The sequence below is a fragment of the Arcobacter lacus genome, from assembly GCF_003063295.1.
GTDB lineage: Bacteria > Campylobacterota > Campylobacteria > Campylobacterales > Arcobacteraceae > Aliarcobacter > Aliarcobacter lacus.
Genome location: NZ_MUXF01000019.1, coordinates 154,772 through 174,488 on the forward strand (window position 1 = coordinate 154,772; position 19,717 = coordinate 174,488).

General features: G+C 27.7%; 16 protein-coding genes. 10 read left to right on the plus strand and 6 right to left on the minus strand.

Annotated features, from left to right (window positions below; genetic code table 11):
* Nucleotides 1–27 precede the first annotated feature (27 nt).
* Nucleotides 28–2,061, minus strand: coding sequence for an autotransporter family protein (locus B0175_RS09525; protein ID WP_108528342.1), 2,034 nt, complete (start codon nt 2,059–2,061; stop codon nt 28–30).
* 185 nt (nt 2,062–2,246) lie between these two features.
* A complete protein-coding gene (locus B0175_RS09530; RefSeq protein WP_108528343.1) occupies nt 2,247–4,823 on the minus strand; it encodes a bifunctional aconitate hydratase 2/2-methylisocitrate dehydratase in 2,577 nt (858 codons plus the stop codon).
* Nucleotides 4,824–5,076: 253 nt separating this feature from the next.
* Here B0175_RS09530 and B0175_RS09535 point away from each other — a divergent pair, with 253 nt between their 5' ends.
* On the plus strand, nt 5,077–5,517 hold the full coding sequence (locus B0175_RS09535; RefSeq protein ID WP_108528344.1) for a YiiD C-terminal domain-containing protein: 441 nt from the start codon (nt 5,077–5,079) through the stop codon (nt 5,515–5,517).
* A 25-nt stretch (nt 5,518–5,542) separates the two neighbouring features.
* Here the strand turns inward: B0175_RS09535 and B0175_RS09540 are convergent, their stop codons facing one another.
* Nucleotides 5,543–6,253, minus strand: coding sequence for a YebC/PmpR family DNA-binding transcriptional regulator (locus tag B0175_RS09540; RefSeq protein WP_108528345.1), 711 nt, complete (start codon nt 6,251–6,253; stop codon nt 5,543–5,545).
* A gap of 135 nt (nt 6,254–6,388) precedes the next feature.
* On the opposite strand from B0175_RS09540, the gene B0175_RS09545 reads away from it, so the two are divergent.
* The 5 genes from B0175_RS09545 (at nt 6,389) to B0175_RS09565 (ending at nt 11,586) form a co-directional block, all read left to right on the plus strand.
* On the plus strand, nt 6,389–7,132 hold the full coding sequence (locus B0175_RS09545) for an MlaA family lipoprotein (protein WP_108528346.1): 744 nt from the start codon (nt 6,389–6,391) through the stop codon (nt 7,130–7,132).
* Between the two features lie 3 nt (nt 7,133–7,135).
* Nucleotides 7,136–7,726: a Tgt2/MlaC family protein gene (locus B0175_RS09550; RefSeq protein WP_108528347.1), complete on the plus strand. Its 591-nt coding sequence runs from the start codon at nt 7,136–7,138 to the stop codon at nt 7,724–7,726.
* The gene (locus B0175_RS09555) at nt 7,726–10,212 is read left to right on the plus strand and encodes an efflux RND transporter permease subunit (protein WP_108528348.1); all 2,487 of its coding nucleotides are present in this window, start codon (nt 7,726–7,728) and stop codon (nt 10,210–10,212) included. Before B0175_RS09550 ends, B0175_RS09555 begins: the two co-directional genes overlap by 1 nt.
* Nucleotides 10,212–10,775: an LOG family protein gene (locus B0175_RS09560; RefSeq protein ID WP_108528349.1), complete on the plus strand. Its 564-nt coding sequence runs from the start codon at nt 10,212–10,214 to the stop codon at nt 10,773–10,775. Before B0175_RS09555 ends, B0175_RS09560 begins: the two co-directional genes overlap by 1 nt.
* Before the next feature lie 175 nt (nt 10,776–10,950).
* Nucleotides 10,951–11,586, plus strand: a complete 636-nt coding sequence (locus B0175_RS09565; protein ID WP_108528350.1) for an HAD family hydrolase — start codon at nt 10,951–10,953, stop codon at nt 11,584–11,586.
* Here B0175_RS09565 and B0175_RS09570 read toward each other — a convergent pair.
* The 3 genes from B0175_RS09570 to B0175_RS09580 are packed head-to-tail and all read right to left on the minus strand — an operon-like array spanning nt 11,583 to nt 13,208.
* Nucleotides 11,583–12,149, minus strand: a complete 567-nt coding sequence (locus B0175_RS09570) for a TlpA family protein disulfide reductase (protein ID WP_108528351.1) — start codon at nt 12,147–12,149, stop codon at nt 11,583–11,585. The two genes, B0175_RS09565 and B0175_RS09570, sit on opposite strands and share 4 nt — an antisense overlap.
* Nucleotides 12,150–12,160: 11 nt before the next feature.
* Nucleotides 12,161–12,808 carry a DsbA family protein gene (locus B0175_RS09575; protein ID WP_108528352.1) on the minus strand — a complete coding sequence of 216 codons (648 nt, stop codon included), beginning with the start codon at nt 12,806–12,808 and terminating at the stop codon, nt 12,161–12,163.
* Nucleotides 12,798–13,208: a disulfide oxidoreductase gene (locus B0175_RS09580; RefSeq protein ID WP_108528353.1), complete on the minus strand. Its 411-nt coding sequence runs from the start codon at nt 13,206–13,208 to the stop codon at nt 12,798–12,800. Before B0175_RS09580 ends, B0175_RS09575 begins: the two co-directional genes overlap by 11 nt.
* 115 nt (nt 13,209–13,323) lie before the next feature.
* Here B0175_RS09580 and B0175_RS09585 point away from each other — a divergent pair, with 115 nt between their 5' ends.
* The 4 genes from B0175_RS09585 (at nt 13,324) to B0175_RS09600 (ending at nt 19,689) form a co-directional block, all read left to right on the plus strand.
* Nucleotides 13,324–15,822, plus strand: a complete 2,499-nt coding sequence (locus B0175_RS09585) for a glycosyltransferase family 2 protein (RefSeq protein ID WP_390824736.1) — start codon at nt 13,324–13,326, stop codon at nt 15,820–15,822.
* Between the two features lie 101 nt (nt 15,823–15,923).
* Nucleotides 15,924–16,397, plus strand: coding sequence for an RNA polymerase sigma factor (locus B0175_RS09590; protein WP_108528355.1), 474 nt, complete (start codon nt 15,924–15,926; stop codon nt 16,395–16,397).
* Nucleotides 16,397–17,236 carry a FecR family protein gene (locus tag B0175_RS09595; RefSeq protein ID WP_108528356.1) on the plus strand — a complete coding sequence of 280 codons (840 nt, stop codon included), beginning with the start codon at nt 16,397–16,399 and terminating at the stop codon, nt 17,234–17,236. Before B0175_RS09590 ends, B0175_RS09595 begins: the two co-directional genes overlap by 1 nt.
* 98 nt (nt 17,237–17,334) lie before the next feature.
* Entirely contained in the window at nt 17,335–19,689 is a 2,355-nt protein-coding gene (locus tag B0175_RS09600) for a TonB-dependent siderophore receptor (RefSeq protein ID WP_108528357.1), read from the plus strand.
* Nucleotides 19,690–19,717 lie beyond the last annotated feature (28 nt).

The window sequence follows — 19,717 nt, forward strand, 5'->3', positions numbered from 1 at the left end:
CTTTTTACTTTTTTGAACTATCTAATTTTAGAATTTCAATACATATTTTGCAGAGATTAAATGGTCACTATAATCACTACCTTTTCCTTGATAGTTATATGAGAAATTGATATTACTAAATGCAGTAATTTTTCTTTCATAACCTAAACCAATTTCATGAGATAATCTACCATTATCAATTCCATTAGTATCAAAAGATACACCAGATGCACCAGAATAAGCTGAAGTTACTGTTTTATTATCATCAATTAAATCATAATATAAATTTACATTACCAATTAATTTTGAACTATCATCTATTTTATATTGTGCAGCACTTCCTAATCCAACTAAGAATTCATCAGTTGAAAATTTGTCAACATTTAGATTTAAAGAATCTGCTCCACTTTCAGAATAAGAAGGGCTATTAAAATATCTGTAAGTTGTAGAAACCATAGGTTGTAATAAAACTTTTTCATTTAATTCATAATCTCTTACTAATCTTAAATCAACTGTTGCACTTTTTGAAGTATAATCAGCTGTTGCAGTTTGATTAGTAAAAGAAATATCTCTTGTTGAATCTGTTTTTTGTAATGAATAACCTAATTGATATAATAATTGTGTTTTATCATCAATCACAGGTACATTTCCATAAACTGATGCACTAAATACATCTAAATCTGCATCTTGAGAAATATTGTTCATATCTACATTTGCATTTGCATAAAATAGTGCAAATCCTAATTTTTGATTATCAGCATATTCACCTTCAATCCCTAAACCTAATCCATAAGTTTTTGTATCAAATCCGCTTAATCCATCTTTATCTTGTTGAGAACCCATAGAACCAAAAGGTTTAACCCATAAACTTTTTTCTGCAAAAACCATATCACCAGAATTTAATCCATTTCCTAAATATACATTTTGTCTTTGATTTACAATATTTGAAATATTTCTAGAAATTTGTGATGTAGCTTCACTTGCTGCATTTGAAATTTGAGGTGTTGTAGTTTCAACTGCATTTGCAACTGCTTGATTTGAAGATAAGTTATTTAAAGATGTAAATACTGAATTCATTTGAGTATTTCCACTAGTTTGAATAGTTGTTAGTGCTCTTCCTGCATCTCGTGCAGGGCCATTTCCACCACCAGCAATTACAGAGTTTTGAATAGTACTTGCACTTACTACTTGTAAATCCAATGTTTGTCCACTTTGAGAAGCTCTAAAATCTAATAGTGCAGAATTATCATTTATTTCCACGTTGTTTGATACTAGCAATGTACTTGAAGCCGAAATAACTCCCGTTAAAGTTTGATTTGCCAATAGATTTTGATTCAAGACATTTACATATATTTCTCCACCACTTATTTGTAAATTATCCCCTGTTAATCTTGAATATTTTGTAGCATTTCCAGCACTATCGCTATCAACATTTATTTGTAAAGTTCCCTCAAATTGGTAGAAATTTTTGATATTTGAACTTGCTCCACTTGAATAAGTTGGTAAATTGATTTTTCCTCTATTTTCAAAGTTATTTAAATTTACATCTATTGCACCATTAATCGTTCCACTATTAAATACTTGTCCTACACCATTTAGAAGTAATGCATAACCATATTCATCTAATGCTCCATTTAAGGTTGCAGTTATTGTCCCTTCATTATTGATATAACCACTCACAATTCCATTAATAGCATAAGAATCACGAATTGAATCAACTGTAATAGTTCCATAGTTTGTCAACCATCTACCTGAAGCCATTGCATCAATAGAAAATACTCTTGTTTGGTAGTTATTTCCTCCATCCGTAACATTGATTGTTCCTCTGTTGATAATATCACCATTCCAAATTCCAATATTGTCATTTAGATTTCCATTAGTTGTATCAATAAAAATACCAGCAGCTGTATTTGCAGTTGCTGTATAGTTAAGTATTGCACCTGATACAATTTCTAATCCATCGTTATCTGAATCATAGTCATAAGGTAAAACTGCACCTGAGTTGACACTCAATGTTGCTGCCATTATATTTGTAGATACAAGTAAAGCACTTGCATAGAGAGATATTTTACTTTTTTTCATTTCTTTTCCTTAAATTTTTTCATAAGAAATTAAATCAAAACAAAGAAAGGAAATCGAAAGTTTTTCAACAATTTTTATAAATATACAAATTTTTAATAAGGATGAAAGGTATAAAAAATAAGTTTACTTTGAAAGAAGCCAAAATTTAAAAATAAAAGCCTAAGGAAAATCCTTAAGCTTTTTTATTATCTTGAAGAAACTAATGTAGTTAAATATTCAGAAGAAACTTGGTTGAAGTTTAAGTATTTATAAACTCCATCTCTATTTTTATCATTGATTTTTTGTCCAACAATACTTAAATACTCTTCAACAGTTGGTAATTTTCCTAAAAGTGCAGCAACTGCAGCAACTTCTGCAGAACCTAAATAAACTTTAGAATCTTTTCCAAGTCTGTTATCGAAGTTTCTTGTTGATGTAGAGAACACTGTTGAACCTTGTCCAACTTGTGCTTGGTTACCCATACATAATGAACAACCTGGAATCTCTATTCTAGCACCTGCTGCTGCAAATGTAGCATAATATCCTTCTTCAGTTAATTGAGCTTCATCCATTTTTGTAGGAGGGGCAACCCATAGTTTTGCTTTAGCAACACCTTCTCCTTTTAATACTTCTCCTAAAGCTCTAAATAATCCGATATTAGTCATACAAGAACCTACGAATACTTCATCAATATTTTTTGGTCTTGAATCATCAGCTAAAATTTCTGATAAAGTAGCAACATCATCTGGATCATTTGGACAAGCTAAGATTGGTTCTTTAATATCATCTAAATTGATTTCGATTGTAGCTAAATACTCAGCATCTGCATCTGGCTCTAATAATTGAGGATTTTTAATCCACTCTTTCATTTTATCAGCTCTTCTTTGAAGAGTTTTTGCATCTTCATAACCTTCTTCAATCATTTTTTCAATTAAAGCAATGTTTGAAGATAAATATTCAATAATTGGTTCTTTATTTAATTGAACAGAACAAGCTGCAGCTGATCTTTCAGCAGATGCATCTGATAATTCGAATGCTTGCTCAACTTTTAAGTCTGGTAAACCTTGAATTTCAACAATTGTTCCAGCAAAAATATTCTTTTTATTTTTTTTAGGAACTGTTAATAATCCTTGTTTAATTGCATAATATGGAATTGCATTTACTAAATCTCTTAAAGTAATACCTGGTTGCATTTTTCCAGAGAATTTAACTAATACAGATTCTGGCATAGTTAAAGGCATCATTCCTGTAACTCCTGCGAATGCGATTAATCCTGATCCAGCTGGGAATGAGATACCAATTGGGAATCTTGTATGAGAATCTCCACCAGTTCCTACTGTATCTGGTAAACATAATCTATTTAACCACGAGTGAATAACACCGTCACCTGGCTTAAGTGTAACTCCACCTCTTGAATTGATGAAATCTGGTAAAGTGTGTCTTAATTTAATGTCTGCTGGTTTTGGATAAGCAGCAGTATGACAGAATGATTGCATAACCATATCAGCACCAAAAGATAATGCAGCAAGTTCTTTAATCTCATCTCTAGTCATTGGTCCAGTTGTATCTTGTGATCCAACAGTAGTTGCGATTGGTTCAACATACATACCAGGTTTGATACCCTCAACACCACAAGCTTTTCCAACCATTTTTTGTGCTTGAGTATAACCTTTACCGTTGTTAGCTGGTTGTTCAGGAGCAATAAATATAGTTGAAGCACCTAATCCTAATGCAGCTCTAGCTTTTGCAGTTAAACCTTTTCCAATAATTAATGGAATTCTTCCACCTGCTCTCATTTCATCTGTTAATGTATTTGGAGCTAATTTAAATTCAGAAACAACTTTTCCATCTTTTTCAATAACACCAGCGTATGGTTTTAAAGTAATAACATCACCAGTTTCAATTGAATCTACATTAGCTTGAATTGGTAAACAACCTGAATCTTCTGCAGTATTAAAGAAAATTGGAGCAATAATAGAACCAATTACAACTCCACCTGTTCTTTTATTTGGAACACCTGGAATATCTCTTCCCATATGCCATTGAACTGAGTTAATACCTGATTTTCTTGATGAACCTGTTCCAACAACATCACCAACATAAGCTAAAGGGTGACCTTTTTGTTTTAATTCAGCCATTTTTTCTAATGGTTTTTCCATTCTTGATTGTAACATTGCAGTTGCATGTAATGGAATATCTGCTCTTGTAAATGCAACAGTTGCAGGAGATAAATCATCTGTATTTGTTTCACCAGGAATTTTATATACAGTTAGTGTGATTGCTTCTTCAAGTGCAGGTTTATTTGTAAACCACTCAGCATTTGCCCAAGATTCAATAACTTCTTTAGCTTTTGCATTTCCAGCATCCATTAAATCTTTTACATCGTTGAATGAATTATAAACTAAAATTGTATTTTTTAATTGTTCTGCAGCAGCATCAGCAACTTCAGCAATTTTTAAAGCTTCAACTAATGGTGGTACATTATATCCACCCATCATTGTTCCTAAAATTTCAATAGCCTCAACTTTTGAAATAACAGAACAAGAAACTTTACCTTGAACAATATCATTTAAAAATGCAGCTTTAACATAAGCAGCATCATCAACACCTGGATTAATTTTATTTTTAAATAAATCTAAAGCGTATTCAGCATCTACAACTTTACTTGCTTTTAATAACTCTACTAATTCAGCAGTTTGTGCAGCCGTTAAAGGTAAAGCTGGTAATCCACCTTCATTTAATCTTTCTTGTGAATGTGCTTTATAGTTCTCTAATAAACTCATTTACTATCTCCTCTTTAATATATTTTTTAGAAAGTTGGCTTTATTATATCACAAAGAAAACAATAATTATGTACAATTTTTGTAAAGAATTGTACAAGTTTTTATTTGTGTAAATAAAAGTTACAACCCTAGCTAAGCTTTTTACTGATTTTAAAATCCAAAATTAATAAGTTCAGAAATTGTACATATTTTTAATTTTTATTTAACTATGTTTTTGTATATTTAGAATTTAAAAAATTATAAAAAGAGAATTATGATAAAAATATTAGAAGACAAACTACATAATGAGATTCCCCTAACAAAATTTATGGATTTAGAAATTACAAAATATGATGAAAAAGAGTTAATAACAACTGCACCTTTAGATAAAAACATAAATGATAAAGGTACAGCTTTTGGTGGAAGTTTAGCAACATTGACTATTATTTCTGGATGGAGTATTTGTTGGTTGATTTCTCAGGAATTAAATATTGATAGTAAAAATATTGTAGTTATAAAAAATGAACACTCATATAGAAAACCTGTAACAAAAGAGTTGATTTGTCATACATATAAACCAACAAAAGATGAAATTGAGAATTTAAAAAATAAATTACTTTTGAAAAATAGTGCTTCGATAAAAATAAATTCACAGATTATAGAAGATGGTGAAATTTGTGTGGATTTTATAGGATATTATGTAATTAAAATTTAAAAGAGTTTCAAAAGAAACTCTTTATCTAAGCTATATTTGTATAAACAGCTTGAACATCATCATCGTCTTCAAGCTTTTCGATTAATTTTCCAATATCTTCTTGTTGAGCTTCTGTAAACTCTTGAGGATTATTTGGAATTCTTTTTAATTCAGCTTTTGTTAAAGCAATACCAAGTTCTTCAAACTTACTATTCATATTTCCAAAATCTGTATAGTTTGCATAAGCTAAACATAAACCATCTTCTTCTTCAAGTTCTTCAAGTCCAGCATCTATTAATTCCATTTCTAAATCTTCAAGTTCATAATTGCTTGGTTTATTAAATTCAAAAATTGCTTTTCTATCAAAGAAAAATTCTAAAGAACCAGTAGGAACAACTTGTCCATTTGTTTTATTAAAATACATTTTTATGTTTGCAACTGTTCTTGTATTATTATCTGTTGCAGTTTCAACAAATATTAAAACTCCGTGAGGACCTTTACCTTCAAAATTTACTTCACTAAAGTTTGCTGCATCTTTACCACTTGCTCTTTTTATAGCTGCATCAATATTTGCTTTTGGCATATTTTCAGCTTTAGCATTTAATATAGCTGTTCTTAAAGCTGAATTCATTTCTGGATCAGGAACTCCTGTTTTTGCTGCTACTTCAATAGCACGTGCAAGTTTTGGGAAAACTCTTGACATATTTCCCCATCTTTTCATCTTAGCTGCTTTTCTATATTCAAAGGCTCTACCCATTAAATTACTCCAAACTATTTTTAAAAATTTTGGCAATTATACCAATTTTGTAATAATATGTTTATAAAAAACTCTTTTAAAGTTTCTCTCTACAATATTAGAATATAATACACGTTTATTTTTAAGGACTTAAATTTGAAAAAGATTATTTTTATTTTACTATTTACACTTGTTAGTTTTGCAAATGAGGCTAATACAAATGATATTTCAGATGAATTTGATTCAGAGTTTACTTCAAAAACAAAAGAAGTTTTTGATCCTCTTAGTGGATATAATAGAGTTATGACATCATTTAATGACAAATTTTATATATATGTTTTAGCACCAACAGCAAGAGGTTATGCATATGTAGTTCCAGAAACTGCAAGAATAGGAATAGATAACTTTTTTACAAATTTATTTTTTCCAATTAGATTTGCAAATAATTTATTACAACTAAAATTTCAAAATGCAAGTGAAGAATTAGGTAGATTTTTGATGAATACTATCTGGGGACTTGGTGGTTTTATGGATCCGGCAACAAATGAACTTAATATGAAAATTCATAAAGAAGATTTTGGGCAAACTTTAGGTTTTTATGGAATGGGTGAAGGTTTCCATATAGTTTTACCATTTTTAGGACCATCAAATTTAAGAGATTTAACTGGATTAATTGCAGGAGAAATTATATCTCCAACAAGTACATTAGGAGAACATACATTTAAATATAAAATTCCAAATAACACTTTAGAAGAGTTTGGTCTTGTATCTTTATATAAAGTTAATGAGTTCTCATTTAATCCAAACCAATATGAAATGATAAAAAAAGATGCTCTAGATTTATATCCATTTTTAAGAGATATTTATACTCAATCTAGACAAAAACAAATAGAGGAATAAAAGATGATTAAATATAATTTTTCAAAAATTTTATTATTAATTACATTAATATTATCAAATGCTTTTGCTTTAAAAGAAGATGAAATACAAAGTGAAATGACAAAAAAGATTGATAATGTTTTAGAAATTTTACAGCAAAAAGACAAATCAAATACACAAAAAGGTGATGATATCATAAAAATTGTTGATGATGTTTTTGATTATGAATTAATGGCAAAAATAGCTTTAGGAAAAGAAGCTTGGGCTTCAATAACAACTGAAAAACAAAAAGAATTTTCAAAAGTTTTTGAAAATAAATTAAAAAAATCATATATCGAAAAACTTGAACTTTACAATGACCAAAAAGTAAAAATTATCGGTCTAAAACCTTATAATAATACAAGATTACAACTTGAAACTGAGCTTTTAGGAAAAGATGGAACTTATCAAATAAATTATAACTTTTATAATAAATCAAAAGATTCTAATGAATGGTTAATCTACGATGTTGATTTAGTTGGAGTAAGTATTATTCAAACTTATAGACAACAATTTGCTGGTATTTTAAAAGAAAAAACATTTGATGAGATGTTTGAACAATTTAAGAATCAATAATGTTTAAAAAATTCTATGATACTTTTATTTTTAAGTATCCTATTTTAGTTCTATTACTTTCAAGTTTATTTATTTCTATTTTAGGATATTATGCAACAAAAGTAGAAATAGATGCAAGTGCAGAAACTTTACTTTTAGATGATGATAAAGATTTAATGTTTTTTAGAGAAGTAAATAAAAGGTATGAAAATTCAAACTTTTTAATTGTAACTTTTTCACCAAATAAAGATTTACTTTCAAATGAGAGTTTAAATACAATAAAAGAGATTTCAAAAGAGTTTGAAAATGTTTCAAACATCAAAAAAGTTGATTCAATATTGACTGTTCCACTTTTACAATCTCCTATTCGTCCAATATCAGATTTAGTTTCTGGAATTGATTCTCTTTCAACAAAAGAATTTGATAAATCTTTGGTAAAAAATGAATTTTTAACTTCACCAATTTATTCAAATGCTTTAGTGAGTAGCGATTTTAAAACAACTGCTTTAATTTTAGATTTAAAAGATGATAAAAGATATTTTGAACTTTTAGAAAAAAGAAATGCTCTTTTAGCAAAAGAAAAAAATAACACTATTTCCAAACCTGAAAAACAAGAATTAGAAAATGCTATTTTAGAATTTAAAGCTTATAGGGATTTTATAAGACATAACGATAGCCAAAATATTCAAGAAATACGAGCTATTATAAAAAAATATGAAAATCAAGGAAAAATATTTCTTGGTGGTGTAAATATGATAGCAAGCGATGCTATAGGTTTTGTAAAAAAAGATTTAATCATTTATGGTTCAAGCCTAATTATCATTTTTATATTTATTTTATGGTTTATTTTTAAACGAATTAGATGGGTTGTTATTCCTTTATTAATCTGTTTTATTTCTATAATTTCAAATGGTGGTGTTTTAGGTTTTTTTAATTGGGAAGTTACAGTTATATCATCAAACTTTGTAGCACTTCAACTCATCATTACAATGTCAATTGTAATTCACTTAATAGAAAGATATAGAGAATTATATTTTAGATATAAAAATGCAAACCAATACAAACTTGTAATGAATACAGTTTTATCAAAATTAATGCCTTGTTTCTTGGCTATTATTACAACTGTTGTTGGTTTTTCATCTTTAGTTTTATCAAAAATTGAACCAGTTATAAACTTAGGTTTAATGATGAGTATAGGTATTGTCATTTCGTTAATATTATCTTTTATTATTTTTCCTATTATTTTATTGCTTATTGGTAAAAAATATGAATTTAACAATAAAAAAGATCGTGCAATTTCTTTTATAAATAGATGCTCATATATAGTTGAAAATCATGGAAAATCAATCATTATTGTTAGTATTTTTATTACTATTTTTTCAGTAATTGGTACCTCAAAACTTTTTGTTGAAAATAGTTTTATAAACTACTTTAAACAATCAACAGAGATTTATAAAGGAATGAAAGTAATAGACGAAAATTTAGGTGGTACAACTCCTCTTGATATTATCATAAAATTTAAAGATGATGAAAAAACAGATGTAAATAATCAAACTCAACAAAGTGAAATCGATGATTTTGAAAATGAATTTGCACAAAAAGATGATGACAAACAATATTGGTTTTCTCAAGATAAAATGCAAACGATCATGGCTGTTCATGACTATTTAGAAACAATTCCAGAAATTGGAAAAGTTCAATCTCTTGCAACTTTATTAAAAGTAGGACAACTTTTAAATAATGGAAAAGATTTAGATGGTATAACTTTAGCTTTATTTTATACTCAGCTACCAGATGATTATAAAAAGCTAATTTTATCTCCATTTATAAATATTGAAGCAAATGAAGCTAGAATAACAATGAGAATAGTTGATTCAAATCCAAAATTAAGAAGAAATGAACTTCTAACAAAAATTGAAACAGATTTAAGAGAGATTATAAAAAATAAAGAAACAACATATAGATTATCAAACTTGATGGTTTTATATAATAATATGCTCCAATCTTTATTTAATTCGCAAATAGCAACAGCTGGTGCATCACTTTTAGTGTTATCAATAATGTTTTTTTTGATATTTAGATTATCAAAAATTGTTTTTATAGCAATAGTTTCAAACATAATTCCTATTTCTTTGGTTTTTGGAATTATGGGGTGGATTGGAATTCCCCTTGATATTATGACTATTACTATTGCAGCCATTGCTTTAGGAATTGCTGTTGATGATACAATTCACTTTATTCATAGATTTGAAGTAGAATATAAATTTGACCATAACTATATGAATGCAATAAAAAGAGCACACGAAGGTATAGGTCATGCGATGTATTATACAACTATCATAATAGTTATTGGTTTTTCTATTTTGATGTTATCAAATTTAGTTCCTACTATATATTTTGGACTATTAACAGGTATTGTTATGATTAGTGTTTTATTAGCTGATTTATTGCTATTACCAAAAATGATTTTAATGCTAAAACCATATAATAAAAAGGAGAAGTTATAATGAATATAGCAATTTATTGTGGTTCTGCATTTGGAAATAATGAAATTTATGAAAAAGCCACTAAAATTTTGGCACAAAAATTAGCACAAAAAAATATAAATATAGTTTATGGTGGTTCAAAACAAGGACTTATGGGAATAATGTCAAATGAATCTTTAAAGCTAAAAAATACTGTAACGGGTGTTATTACTTATGATTTAGCTTCAAAAGAACTAGAAAATGAAAATATTTCAAAAATTTATAAAGTTGATACAGTAAGTCAAAGAAAAGAAAAGATGGCTGAACTTTCAGATGCTTTTATTGCTATGCCAGGAGGTTATGGAACTTTTGATGAAATATTTGATGTTATTACATCTGCACAAATAGGTTATCATAAAAAACCATGTGCTTTTTATAATATAAATGGCTATTATGACAAATTAATTGAATTTTTAAAAAATTGTGTAAAAGAAGGTTTTATTAAAGAAAGTTTTGTTGAAATGCTGATAGTTTCGGATGATGCAGACAAATTAATAGAACAAATAATGAGCTATAAAGCACCTAAAAATAAGTGGGAGATATAAAAAAATTTTATATTTACTCTTTATTAATTATTTATTTAATAAAGATTAACTGATGTTTTTTATAATTTCTTTATGAGTTAATAGACTTAATTAACTTTCTCCTAACTATATACAAGTCAAAGGGAAGCTTTAAAAAGCTTCCCTTTTTTTATTTTAAATTATTACTAGGAATAAAATGGAAAAAAAATATATACTTTTTGATAATGATGGAGTTTTAGTAGAAACTGAAAACTGGTATTATGAAGCGAATAAAAAGGCATTAAAAAAACTTGGGTTAGATTTAGATTTTGACTTTTACCAAAGCATAATGATAAAAGGTGGTAGCGCTTTTGAATTAGCTCAAATAAATCAAATTGAAAATGATGTTATAGAAAAGCATAGAAAAATTCGTGATGAGTATTATCAAGAATTTTTACAAACAAAAGACCTTGCTATTCCAAATGTAAAAAAAGTTCTAAATAACCTTTCAAAAAAATATAAAATGGCAATAGTTACAACTTCAAGAAGAGTTGATTTTGAGTTAATTCATAAAAATAGAGGAATAAGTGACTTTATGGAGTTTATTCTTTGTGTAGAAGACTATGCAAAAGCTAAACCAAATCCAGAACCATATTTAAAAGGATTAGAAAAGTTTGGTGCAAAGAATGAAGAAACTATTGTAGTTGAAGATTCACAAAGAGGACTTATTTCAGCAGTAAATGCAAAAATAGATTGTGCTATCATAAAAAATAAATTTACAATAACACAAGACTTTTCAAAAGCTAAATATTTTTTAGAAACAATCGAAGAGTTAGAAGCTATTTTGAATTAATTCTCAATAGCTACTTTTATATATCTTTCTAACTCTTCTTGAGATACTTTACCTATAAATTTTTTTACAAATTTTCCATCTTTTGAAAATAAAAACATTTCAGGAATTTTTTTTACATTAAATTCATCTGCTAATTTTTGATTATCTCCACCCATAGTAATTGTATAATTGATTTTATACTCTTCTATGAATTTTTTCATCTCTTCAGCTGTTTTATCATCTTGAAATAAAACTGAAACTATTTCAAAGTTATCTTTGTATTTCTCTTTTACATCTCTTAATTTAGGTATCGATTCAATACAAGGAGGACACCAAGTAGCAAAAATATCAACTAATACAGCTTTTTTTCCTTTAAATTCATCAAAATCCAAACCATTTGGAGTACTTTGAAGACTAATAAATTTTTCATTTGTTGAAATTAAAGTAAAAGATTCTGATTGAAACTTTACATTTGTTTCTTCTTTTTTTGTTTTTGAAATAGCACTTTTGTCTATTGATTCAGAACCACAACCACTAAATAATAATCCTAAAAATATAAAACCAATTACTAAAATATTTTTCATTTTTTCTCTTTCTACTTAAAAATTTCTGCTTCTACTAAATCAAATAAAGCTTTAGTAGATAAAGTTTTTAATTCAACCCCATTTACAAAAATAGTTGGCGTTCCTCTAACCCCTAGTTTTCTAGCATCTGAAGTATCAGTATTTATAATCTCATCGTATTTTGGATTATTCATATCATTTTTTAATTTTTCAATATCAAGATTTGGAATTATCGTTAAAAGTTCCCATAATAATTCTGGTTTTTCATTGTTATGTTGTGCCCATAAAGGTTGTTTTTCAAAAATCACATCTAAAACTTCATCATACTTGTTTTGCTCTCTTGAAGCTTCTAAAAGTTTGATAGCAAATTCTGAATTTTTATGATTTGCTAAATATTTTATAACTATTTGAATATCTTCGTGATACTCTTTATATAATTTTCTAACTACTGGATTAAATATTGCACAAGATTCACATTCAGGATCAAGAAATTCTACTACATAAATATTTTTTTTATTTTCACCATGTTTCATAGAGTAATCTCTTACTAATAATTCATTTATATTTGAAACTGACGATACCGTTTCACTTTGTTTCTCACTTTTATAAAAAAAAGCCAAACTAACAAATATGGCTATAAGAACAACCAAAGAACCTAAAACTAACTTTTTATTTTGCATCTACACTTTTCCTTTTAAATAAAATTAATGAAATAAGGATAACAGTATAACTAAGAAAAGATAACAAAGGAATTGTTATAAAACCAAGCCAATTTAAGTAATCAACAGAGCAAGGAATTCCTTGAACACAAGGAGAAAGAGTTTCTGGAATTATTTTTAATATCAATAGATTATGATAAATAGATATTGCTAGCCCAACAATAACTAATGGTAAACTGTACTTAAAAACTTTATTATCAGGATATAAAAGATTCATCAAAAATATAAAAACTAATGGATACATAAATATTCTTTGGTACCAACACAAAGAGCAAGGGATAAAGTACATAACTTCAGAAAAAAATAAACTTCCAAATGTTGCAACTAAAGAAGTCAAAAATGCCAGAAAAATAAAATTCAAATTCAGTCCTTTTTATGCTATTTAATAAGTTTTATTGTAACTAAAAAATGTTAATATTAGCGATTATTTATAAAAAAAGGAAAATGAGTTGAGATACATTGTCTTAGGTCTTATCATGGCAGGATTATTTCAAGTGTTTTTTTGGTTAACACAAGATAATCTTATTACTTTAAAAGAAGATTCATTTGAAAAAATAGAATCACTTTCTTACTCTCCATATGAAGGGTATAACAAAAATTTGTTATCTAAACAACAAATTTATGATGATGTGACTATGTTGGAAAACTTCACAAATAAACTTAGAACATATGCTACATTAGAAGCAAATGCAGTTTTAGAAGCAACTCCTGATAGCAATATGCCTATTGATTTAGGACTTTGGATAAGTGGTGATCACGAGCAAAACCATTTAGAAATCAAACGAGCTATTAAATTACTTGAAAAGTATCCAAATAGAATAAATAGCGTTATAGTAGGAAATGAGGTTCTTTTAAGAGCTGATTTAGATGACGTTGAGCTGTTTGCTTATGTTGATTTTATGAGACAATTTACAAAAAAACCAATAACAGTAGCTGAAACTTGGGATGTTTGGGAAAGAGTTCCAGATTTAGCAAAACATGTTGATTTTTTAACTATACATATCTTACCTTATTGGGAAAAAATACCTATAGATAGATTCAATGAGTTTGTTATTGAAAAATACTCTCTAGTACATAAAATTCATCCAGATAAAAAGATAGTAATTGGGGAGACTGGTTGGCCAAGTCATGGATATAATAATAGAAGTGCAGTACCAAGTTTGAAAAACCAAGCTATGGCTATTAGAGGTTTTGTAAATCTTGCAAATGAAAATGGTTGGCACTATAATATAATCGAAGCTTTTGACCAACAATGGAAAGGTTATGATGAAGGAAATGTTGGTCAATATTGGGGTATTTTCACTTCAAATAGAGAGTTAAAATTCCAATTAAATGGAGACATTGAATTAAATCAATATTGGTTGTATCAAATGATTGTAGCAACAATCCTTGGAGCAATAATAACTTTATTGGGACTTAGAAATCAAAGAGTAAATATAAGTCATGCACTAGCTTATGCTGTAACTGCACAAGGTATGGCATTTGGTATAGTTATGGCTGCAATTTATCCATTTATTAACTATATGAACTTTGGTATGTGGGTAATGTGGGGAATGGGAACTTTCCTTATGATACCTCTTGTAATTATAACTTTAGCAAAAGCAAATGAGTTATTTAGATCTTCTATAGGAGTGCCACCTTCAAGACTTGTTCCTCTTGATCTAAAATCACAAAATGCACCACTTGTTTCAATACACGTTCCTGCATATAAAGAAGAGCCTCATGTTTTAGAAGAAACTTTAAGAAGTTTATCACAACTAAAATATCCAAACTATGAAGTTTTAGTTATCATAAATAATACTCCTGAAGAGTATTACTGGAAACCTATTGAAAAACTATGTGAAGAGTTAGGTGATAAATTTGTATTTATGAATATTACTTGTACTGGATTTAAAGCTGGTGCACTTAATGCTGCATTAGAAAGAACAAACAAAGATGCTGAAATTGTAGCTGTTATTGATGCAGATTATAAAGTTGAATCACCTTGGCTTGTTGATTTAGTTCCGTTATTTGATGATCCAAAAGTTGCTATCGTTCAAGCTCCACAAGATCATAGAGATGGAAAAGAGTCTATTATGAAAGCTGCTATGAATGCAGAATATGCAGGATTCTTTGATATTGGTATGGTTGATAGAAATGAAGAAAATGCAATAGTTGTTCATGGAACTATGGTTATGGTAAGACTTAGTGCTATGATGGAAGTTGGTGGTTGGGGAACTGATACAATTGTTGAAGATAGTGAATTAGGATTAAGACTATTTGAAGCAGGATATACAGCTCACTATACAAATAGAAGATATGGTTATGGTTTACTTCCTGATACTTTAGAAGCATTTAAAACTCAAAGACACAGATGGGCTTATGGTGCTATTCAAATTCTAAAAAAACACTGGAGAGAGTTTAAACCAAGTGCAAATAGACTTACACCTAGACAAAAAAATAAATTTGTTACAGGTTGGTTCTTCTGGTTAAGTGATGCAATGGGTCCAATAATGGCTGTTATGAATATCATTTGGGTTCCTGTTATTATTTTTGTAGGTGTTACTATTCCTACAATTCCACTTACTATTCCAATTATTACAGCATTTTTAGTAAATATTTTACATACATTTATTTTGTATAGAACAAAAGTAAAAGCAACTTTTAAAGAGATACTTTTAAGTTCAATTGCTTCTATGAGTTTACAGTTGATTATTTTCAAAGCTGTATTTGATGGGTTTATAAAAGATGGTTTACCATTTAAAAGAACTCAAAAAGGTGGAAAAGCTAAAAAAAGTGCAAACCCTATAAAATATGAATCAATCTTAGCTGTATTATTATTGATTGCATTTTTTGCACTAATTTTCACAAATAAAACTGGAATTACAGAAATTTATGTATTTGCAGTAACTATATTTATTCAAAGTATTCCTTACTTATCAGCAATTATCATGAGAATGCTAGAGGTTTACTCTATAAAACATCAGAAATCTTAAAAGATTTCTGATAAGTACTCCTGTTTTAAGTTTTTACTCACTATTTTTTGATTATAATTATCAATTATATAAAATAAGAAAGTGAAAAACTTAAACAAACTATGTTGAAATATTATAAAGAACTACTTTTATATATCAAAGATAAAATTCCAAATAAAGATAATGCACAAGATATAGTTCAAGAAACTTATGAAAAAGTTATATCTATAAAAAATACTCAAGAAATAGAAAATGAAAGAGCCCTACTTTACAAAGTGGCAAAAAATATCATCATAGATAGACTAAGAAAAAACAAAAATTACAAAGAGATTTCTTATGAAGAAGAAAATTTCATATCACAATCGAAAGCACCTGAAGATTTAGCAATAGAACAAAATCAACAAGATATTTTGATGAAAGAACTAAAAAAACTACCACCAAAAAGAAAAGAAGCTTTTGTATTACATATATTAGAAGGCTATACAAAAGAAGAAATAGCAAAAATAATGAATATCTCATATTTAGCAGTAGAAAAACATATTTCAAGAGCAACTATAGAATTAAGAGAAAAACTAAGAAAAAAAGAGGAAATCTAATGTCAAATCAAGATATCCGAGATGAAGAATTAATAACTCAAATAAAAGCCTTACCAAAAGATTTTTTAGAAGAACTAAAAAATGAAGTAAAACTAAATAGAGAAAAAGAAAATAGAAAAAGAAGATTTTTAAGACGAATAATTCCTCTTGTTGCTGCCTGTATTTTAAGTGTTGTATCTGTTTCGCTTTTTGTAGATTTTCCAACTTATTCAAAAGAGTATTTAGCTTCAAACAAAGTACAAAATGATATTTTATTACCTGATAATTCAAAAATATATTTAGATGCAAATACAACTATAAATGTTAAATATTATAAAAATAAAAGAGTAATAAATCTATCAAATGGAAAAGCAATATTTGAAGTAACTTCAAATGAATCTCAGCCTTTTATAGTAAATACAAAACGAATAAATGTAAAAGTTTTAGGTACAAAGTTTGAAGTTGTAAATCTTGAAGATAAATTACAAGTAAATGTTTTAGAAGGGAAAGTTCAAGTTTCAAAAGCGCAAAATGATAAAGAGTTAGCAGTAGTTACAAAAGGGCAATCTTTACAACTTGATAAAAATGCAAATTTAGTTAGTCAAAATAGCGTAAATATCGAGAAAATGCTCCAATGGAAAGATGGAAAATATAGTTTTCAACAAACAAGTTTAAATGAAGTATTAAATGAGTTCTCAAAACATTTAGATATAAATATAGTTTTTGAAAAAGAAAAAGCAAAACTATACCCAATAAGTGGGAATTTTGAAGTCAAACATTTTGATAACTTTTTAAAAGTTTTACCTATAATACATCCAGTTAAAGTTGAAAATAAAGATAATATTATTGTTATAAAATAAAAATTTCAAAATTTGATGTCAGAGATAGTAAACTTTTTCGTCTTCTTTTATAGAGAGTAATTCTCATAATTATATTTATAAGTCAAAGGAGATAGAAAATGAGTCTATTAAAAAAATCATTAATAGCACCAAGCTTAGCCATACTTCTGGCTACAAACTTATATTCAGCAAATTATACTGTTGATACTACAAATGCCACAAAAGCTATTGAAAAAATATCAGAGCTTTCAAATATACCTTTTATTGTGGATACAAATATTTTAAATGGTAAAAATACAAATAAAATACAAAATGTGCAAAATTTAGATGAAGCTTTAAAACTCATGTTTGAAGGAACAGGACTTGAAGCAGTAGTAAAAAACAATACAATTGTTATAAAAAAAATTGAAGGTAAAGGTACAGTTTTAGAGCCAATTTCAGTTAATGATAAATATTTAGGAAATATTACAGAAAATAGTGATTCATATACAACAGGAAGTATGAGAACTGCTACAAAACTTGATTTATCTATAAGAGAAACTCCGCAATCTGTTATGGTAATAAGCCAACAAATGTTAGAAGATAGAAAAACTGATGAATTTTATTCTTTGATAAAAAAAGTAACTGGTGTGTCAGTATCTGAAGGATTTGATGGAAGAGCAACCTATTATTCAAGAGGATTTGACCTTGATTATTATTTACTAGATGGACTTCCTGTAACACAAAATTGGTATACAATAAATAATTATAATATGGATGCTTACGATAGAGTCGAAATTGTAAAAGGTGCAAATGGACTTATGGTAGGTGCAGGAAATCCTGCTGTTTCTATAAATATGGTAAGAAAACATGCAAATAGTAAAGTATTTAAAGGTGATATAGAAGCAAGTGCAGGTTCTTGGGATATGTACAAACTAAAAACAGATATTCAAACTCCTTTAAATGAAGATGGAAGTGTTAGAGCAAGATTAGTAGCAAGTTATAAAGATAAAAACTCTTTTGTAGATAAAACTAGTCAAGAAAATAGTTTAGTTTATGGTGTAGTTGATACTGATATTACAGATAATACTACGATATCAGCTGGTGCAAGCTATGAAGAGAATAATAGAGATGGTATTATGGGTGGAGGTTCTTCTTTACCTGCATTTTATAGTGATGGAACAAAAACTGATTTTAGCCGTTCTAAAAGTTATAACTTCGATTGGAGTGAATGGAATACAAGTATAACTTCATATTTTACAGATATAAAACACTACTTTGATAATGATATTTTATTAAATGCTGCATACTCTCATAATGAAATTTATACAAAAGATAGAAATTTTACAAATATTCAAGGTACTTTAAATAAAGATGGTTCTGGTTTAACTGCTGGTTATGGTAAATATCCTGAAAAGATTAAAAAAGATAGTATAGATATTTATGCTTCTATCCCATTTGAATTAGCAAAAAAAGAACATGAAATAATTGTAGGAACGCAATATAATAGAGAAAATGATAAAAAGTATAAACCAGAATTTACAGGAAAATACAATATTACTAATTATTTCACTCAAGATGGTAGTGAGTTTGTGAATGAGCCAAATTTGGGGAGAAATATTTTAAGACAAGATGCAGATACAGAACAAAAATCGGTTTATCTTACTGGAAAATTTGAATTAGTGGATGATTTAAAACTAATTCTTGGTTCAAGACTTACAACTTGGGAATATGATAGTTATAGTTGGGATACAAATAGCAGAACAAAATATGACCATGACAATGTATTTACACCTTTTGTTGGTTTAGTTTATGATATAGATGAAAATCACTCAGCTTATATGAGTTATACAGATATTTTTCTACCACAAGGTAATGTTAGAGATAAAAGTGGCTCTATCTTAGATCCAAAAGAAGGAAGCAATTATGAAGTTGGTATCAAGGGGGAATATTTTGATAAAAAGTTAAATGCTGGATTAACTCTATTTAGATTAGAGCAAGATAATGTTGCAGAATCAATACCTGGTGAATTTGTAAATGGTTCAGGAGGAACAGAACAAGCTTATAAAAGTATGGAAGGTGTAACTTCAAAAGGAATCGAACTTGAAATTGGTGGAGAAATCACTGATAATTGGGATATTAGCGCAGGATTTACTCATTTTGAAGCAAAAGATGCTAATAAAGAGAAAGTGAATACGACTATACCAAGAAATAATATAAATATCTTTACAAAATATACAATAAATGATTTTAGTTTTGGAGCAGGAATAAACTGGAAAAGTAAAGGATATAGTAAATCTGCTACAAGAGAAATCACTCAAGATGCTTATGCAGTTGTTGATTTGATGGCTTCATATAAATTTAGTAAAAATTTATCAACACAACTAAATATCAATAATTTATTTGATAAAACATATTATATTGGATATAGTACGTCTAGTTATAATTATGGTGATCCTGTTAATGGTATAATAAGCATGAAATATTCATTTTAATTTTTAAAAAAACTTGTAATTATAAAAA

Coding starts and splice junctions, on each gene's coding strand:
- B0175_RS09570 (WP_108528351.1), bottom strand. CDS start 12,149: ATGAAAAATATTTTAGTAATTGGTTTTATATTTTTAGGATTATTATTT.
- B0175_RS09600 (WP_108528357.1), top strand. CDS start 17,335: ATGAGTCTATTAAAAAAATCATTAATAGCACCAAGCTTAGCCATACTT.
- B0175_RS09585 (WP_390824736.1), top strand. CDS start 13,324: ATGGCAGGATTATTTCAAGTGTTTTTTTGGTTAACACAAGATAATCTT.
- B0175_RS09535 (WP_108528344.1), top strand. CDS start 5,077: ATGATAAAAATATTAGAAGACAAACTACATAATGAGATTCCCCTAACA.
- B0175_RS09560 (WP_108528349.1), top strand. CDS start 10,212: ATGAATATAGCAATTTATTGTGGTTCTGCATTTGGAAATAATGAAATT.
- B0175_RS09595 (WP_108528356.1), top strand. CDS start 16,397: ATGTCAAATCAAGATATCCGAGATGAAGAATTAATAACTCAAATAAAA.
- B0175_RS09530 (WP_108528343.1), bottom strand. CDS start 4,823: ATGAGTTTATTAGAGAACTATAAAGCACATTCACAAGAAAGATTAAAT.
- B0175_RS09590 (WP_108528355.1), top strand. CDS start 15,924: ATGTTGAAATATTATAAAGAACTACTTTTATATATCAAAGATAAAATT.
- B0175_RS09555 (WP_108528348.1), top strand. CDS start 7,726: ATGTTTAAAAAATTCTATGATACTTTTATTTTTAAGTATCCTATTTTA.
- B0175_RS09565 (WP_108528350.1), top strand. CDS start 10,951: ATGGAAAAAAAATATATACTTTTTGATAATGATGGAGTTTTAGTAGAA.
- B0175_RS09550 (WP_108528347.1), top strand. CDS start 7,136: ATGATTAAATATAATTTTTCAAAAATTTTATTATTAATTACATTAATA.
- B0175_RS09540 (WP_108528345.1), bottom strand. CDS start 6,253: ATGGGTAGAGCCTTTGAATATAGAAAAGCAGCTAAGATGAAAAGATGG.
- B0175_RS09525 (WP_108528342.1), bottom strand. CDS start 2,061: ATGAAAAAAAGTAAAATATCTCTCTATGCAAGTGCTTTACTTGTATCT.
- B0175_RS09575 (WP_108528352.1), bottom strand. CDS start 12,808: ATGCAAAATAAAAAGTTAGTTTTAGGTTCTTTGGTTGTTCTTATAGCC.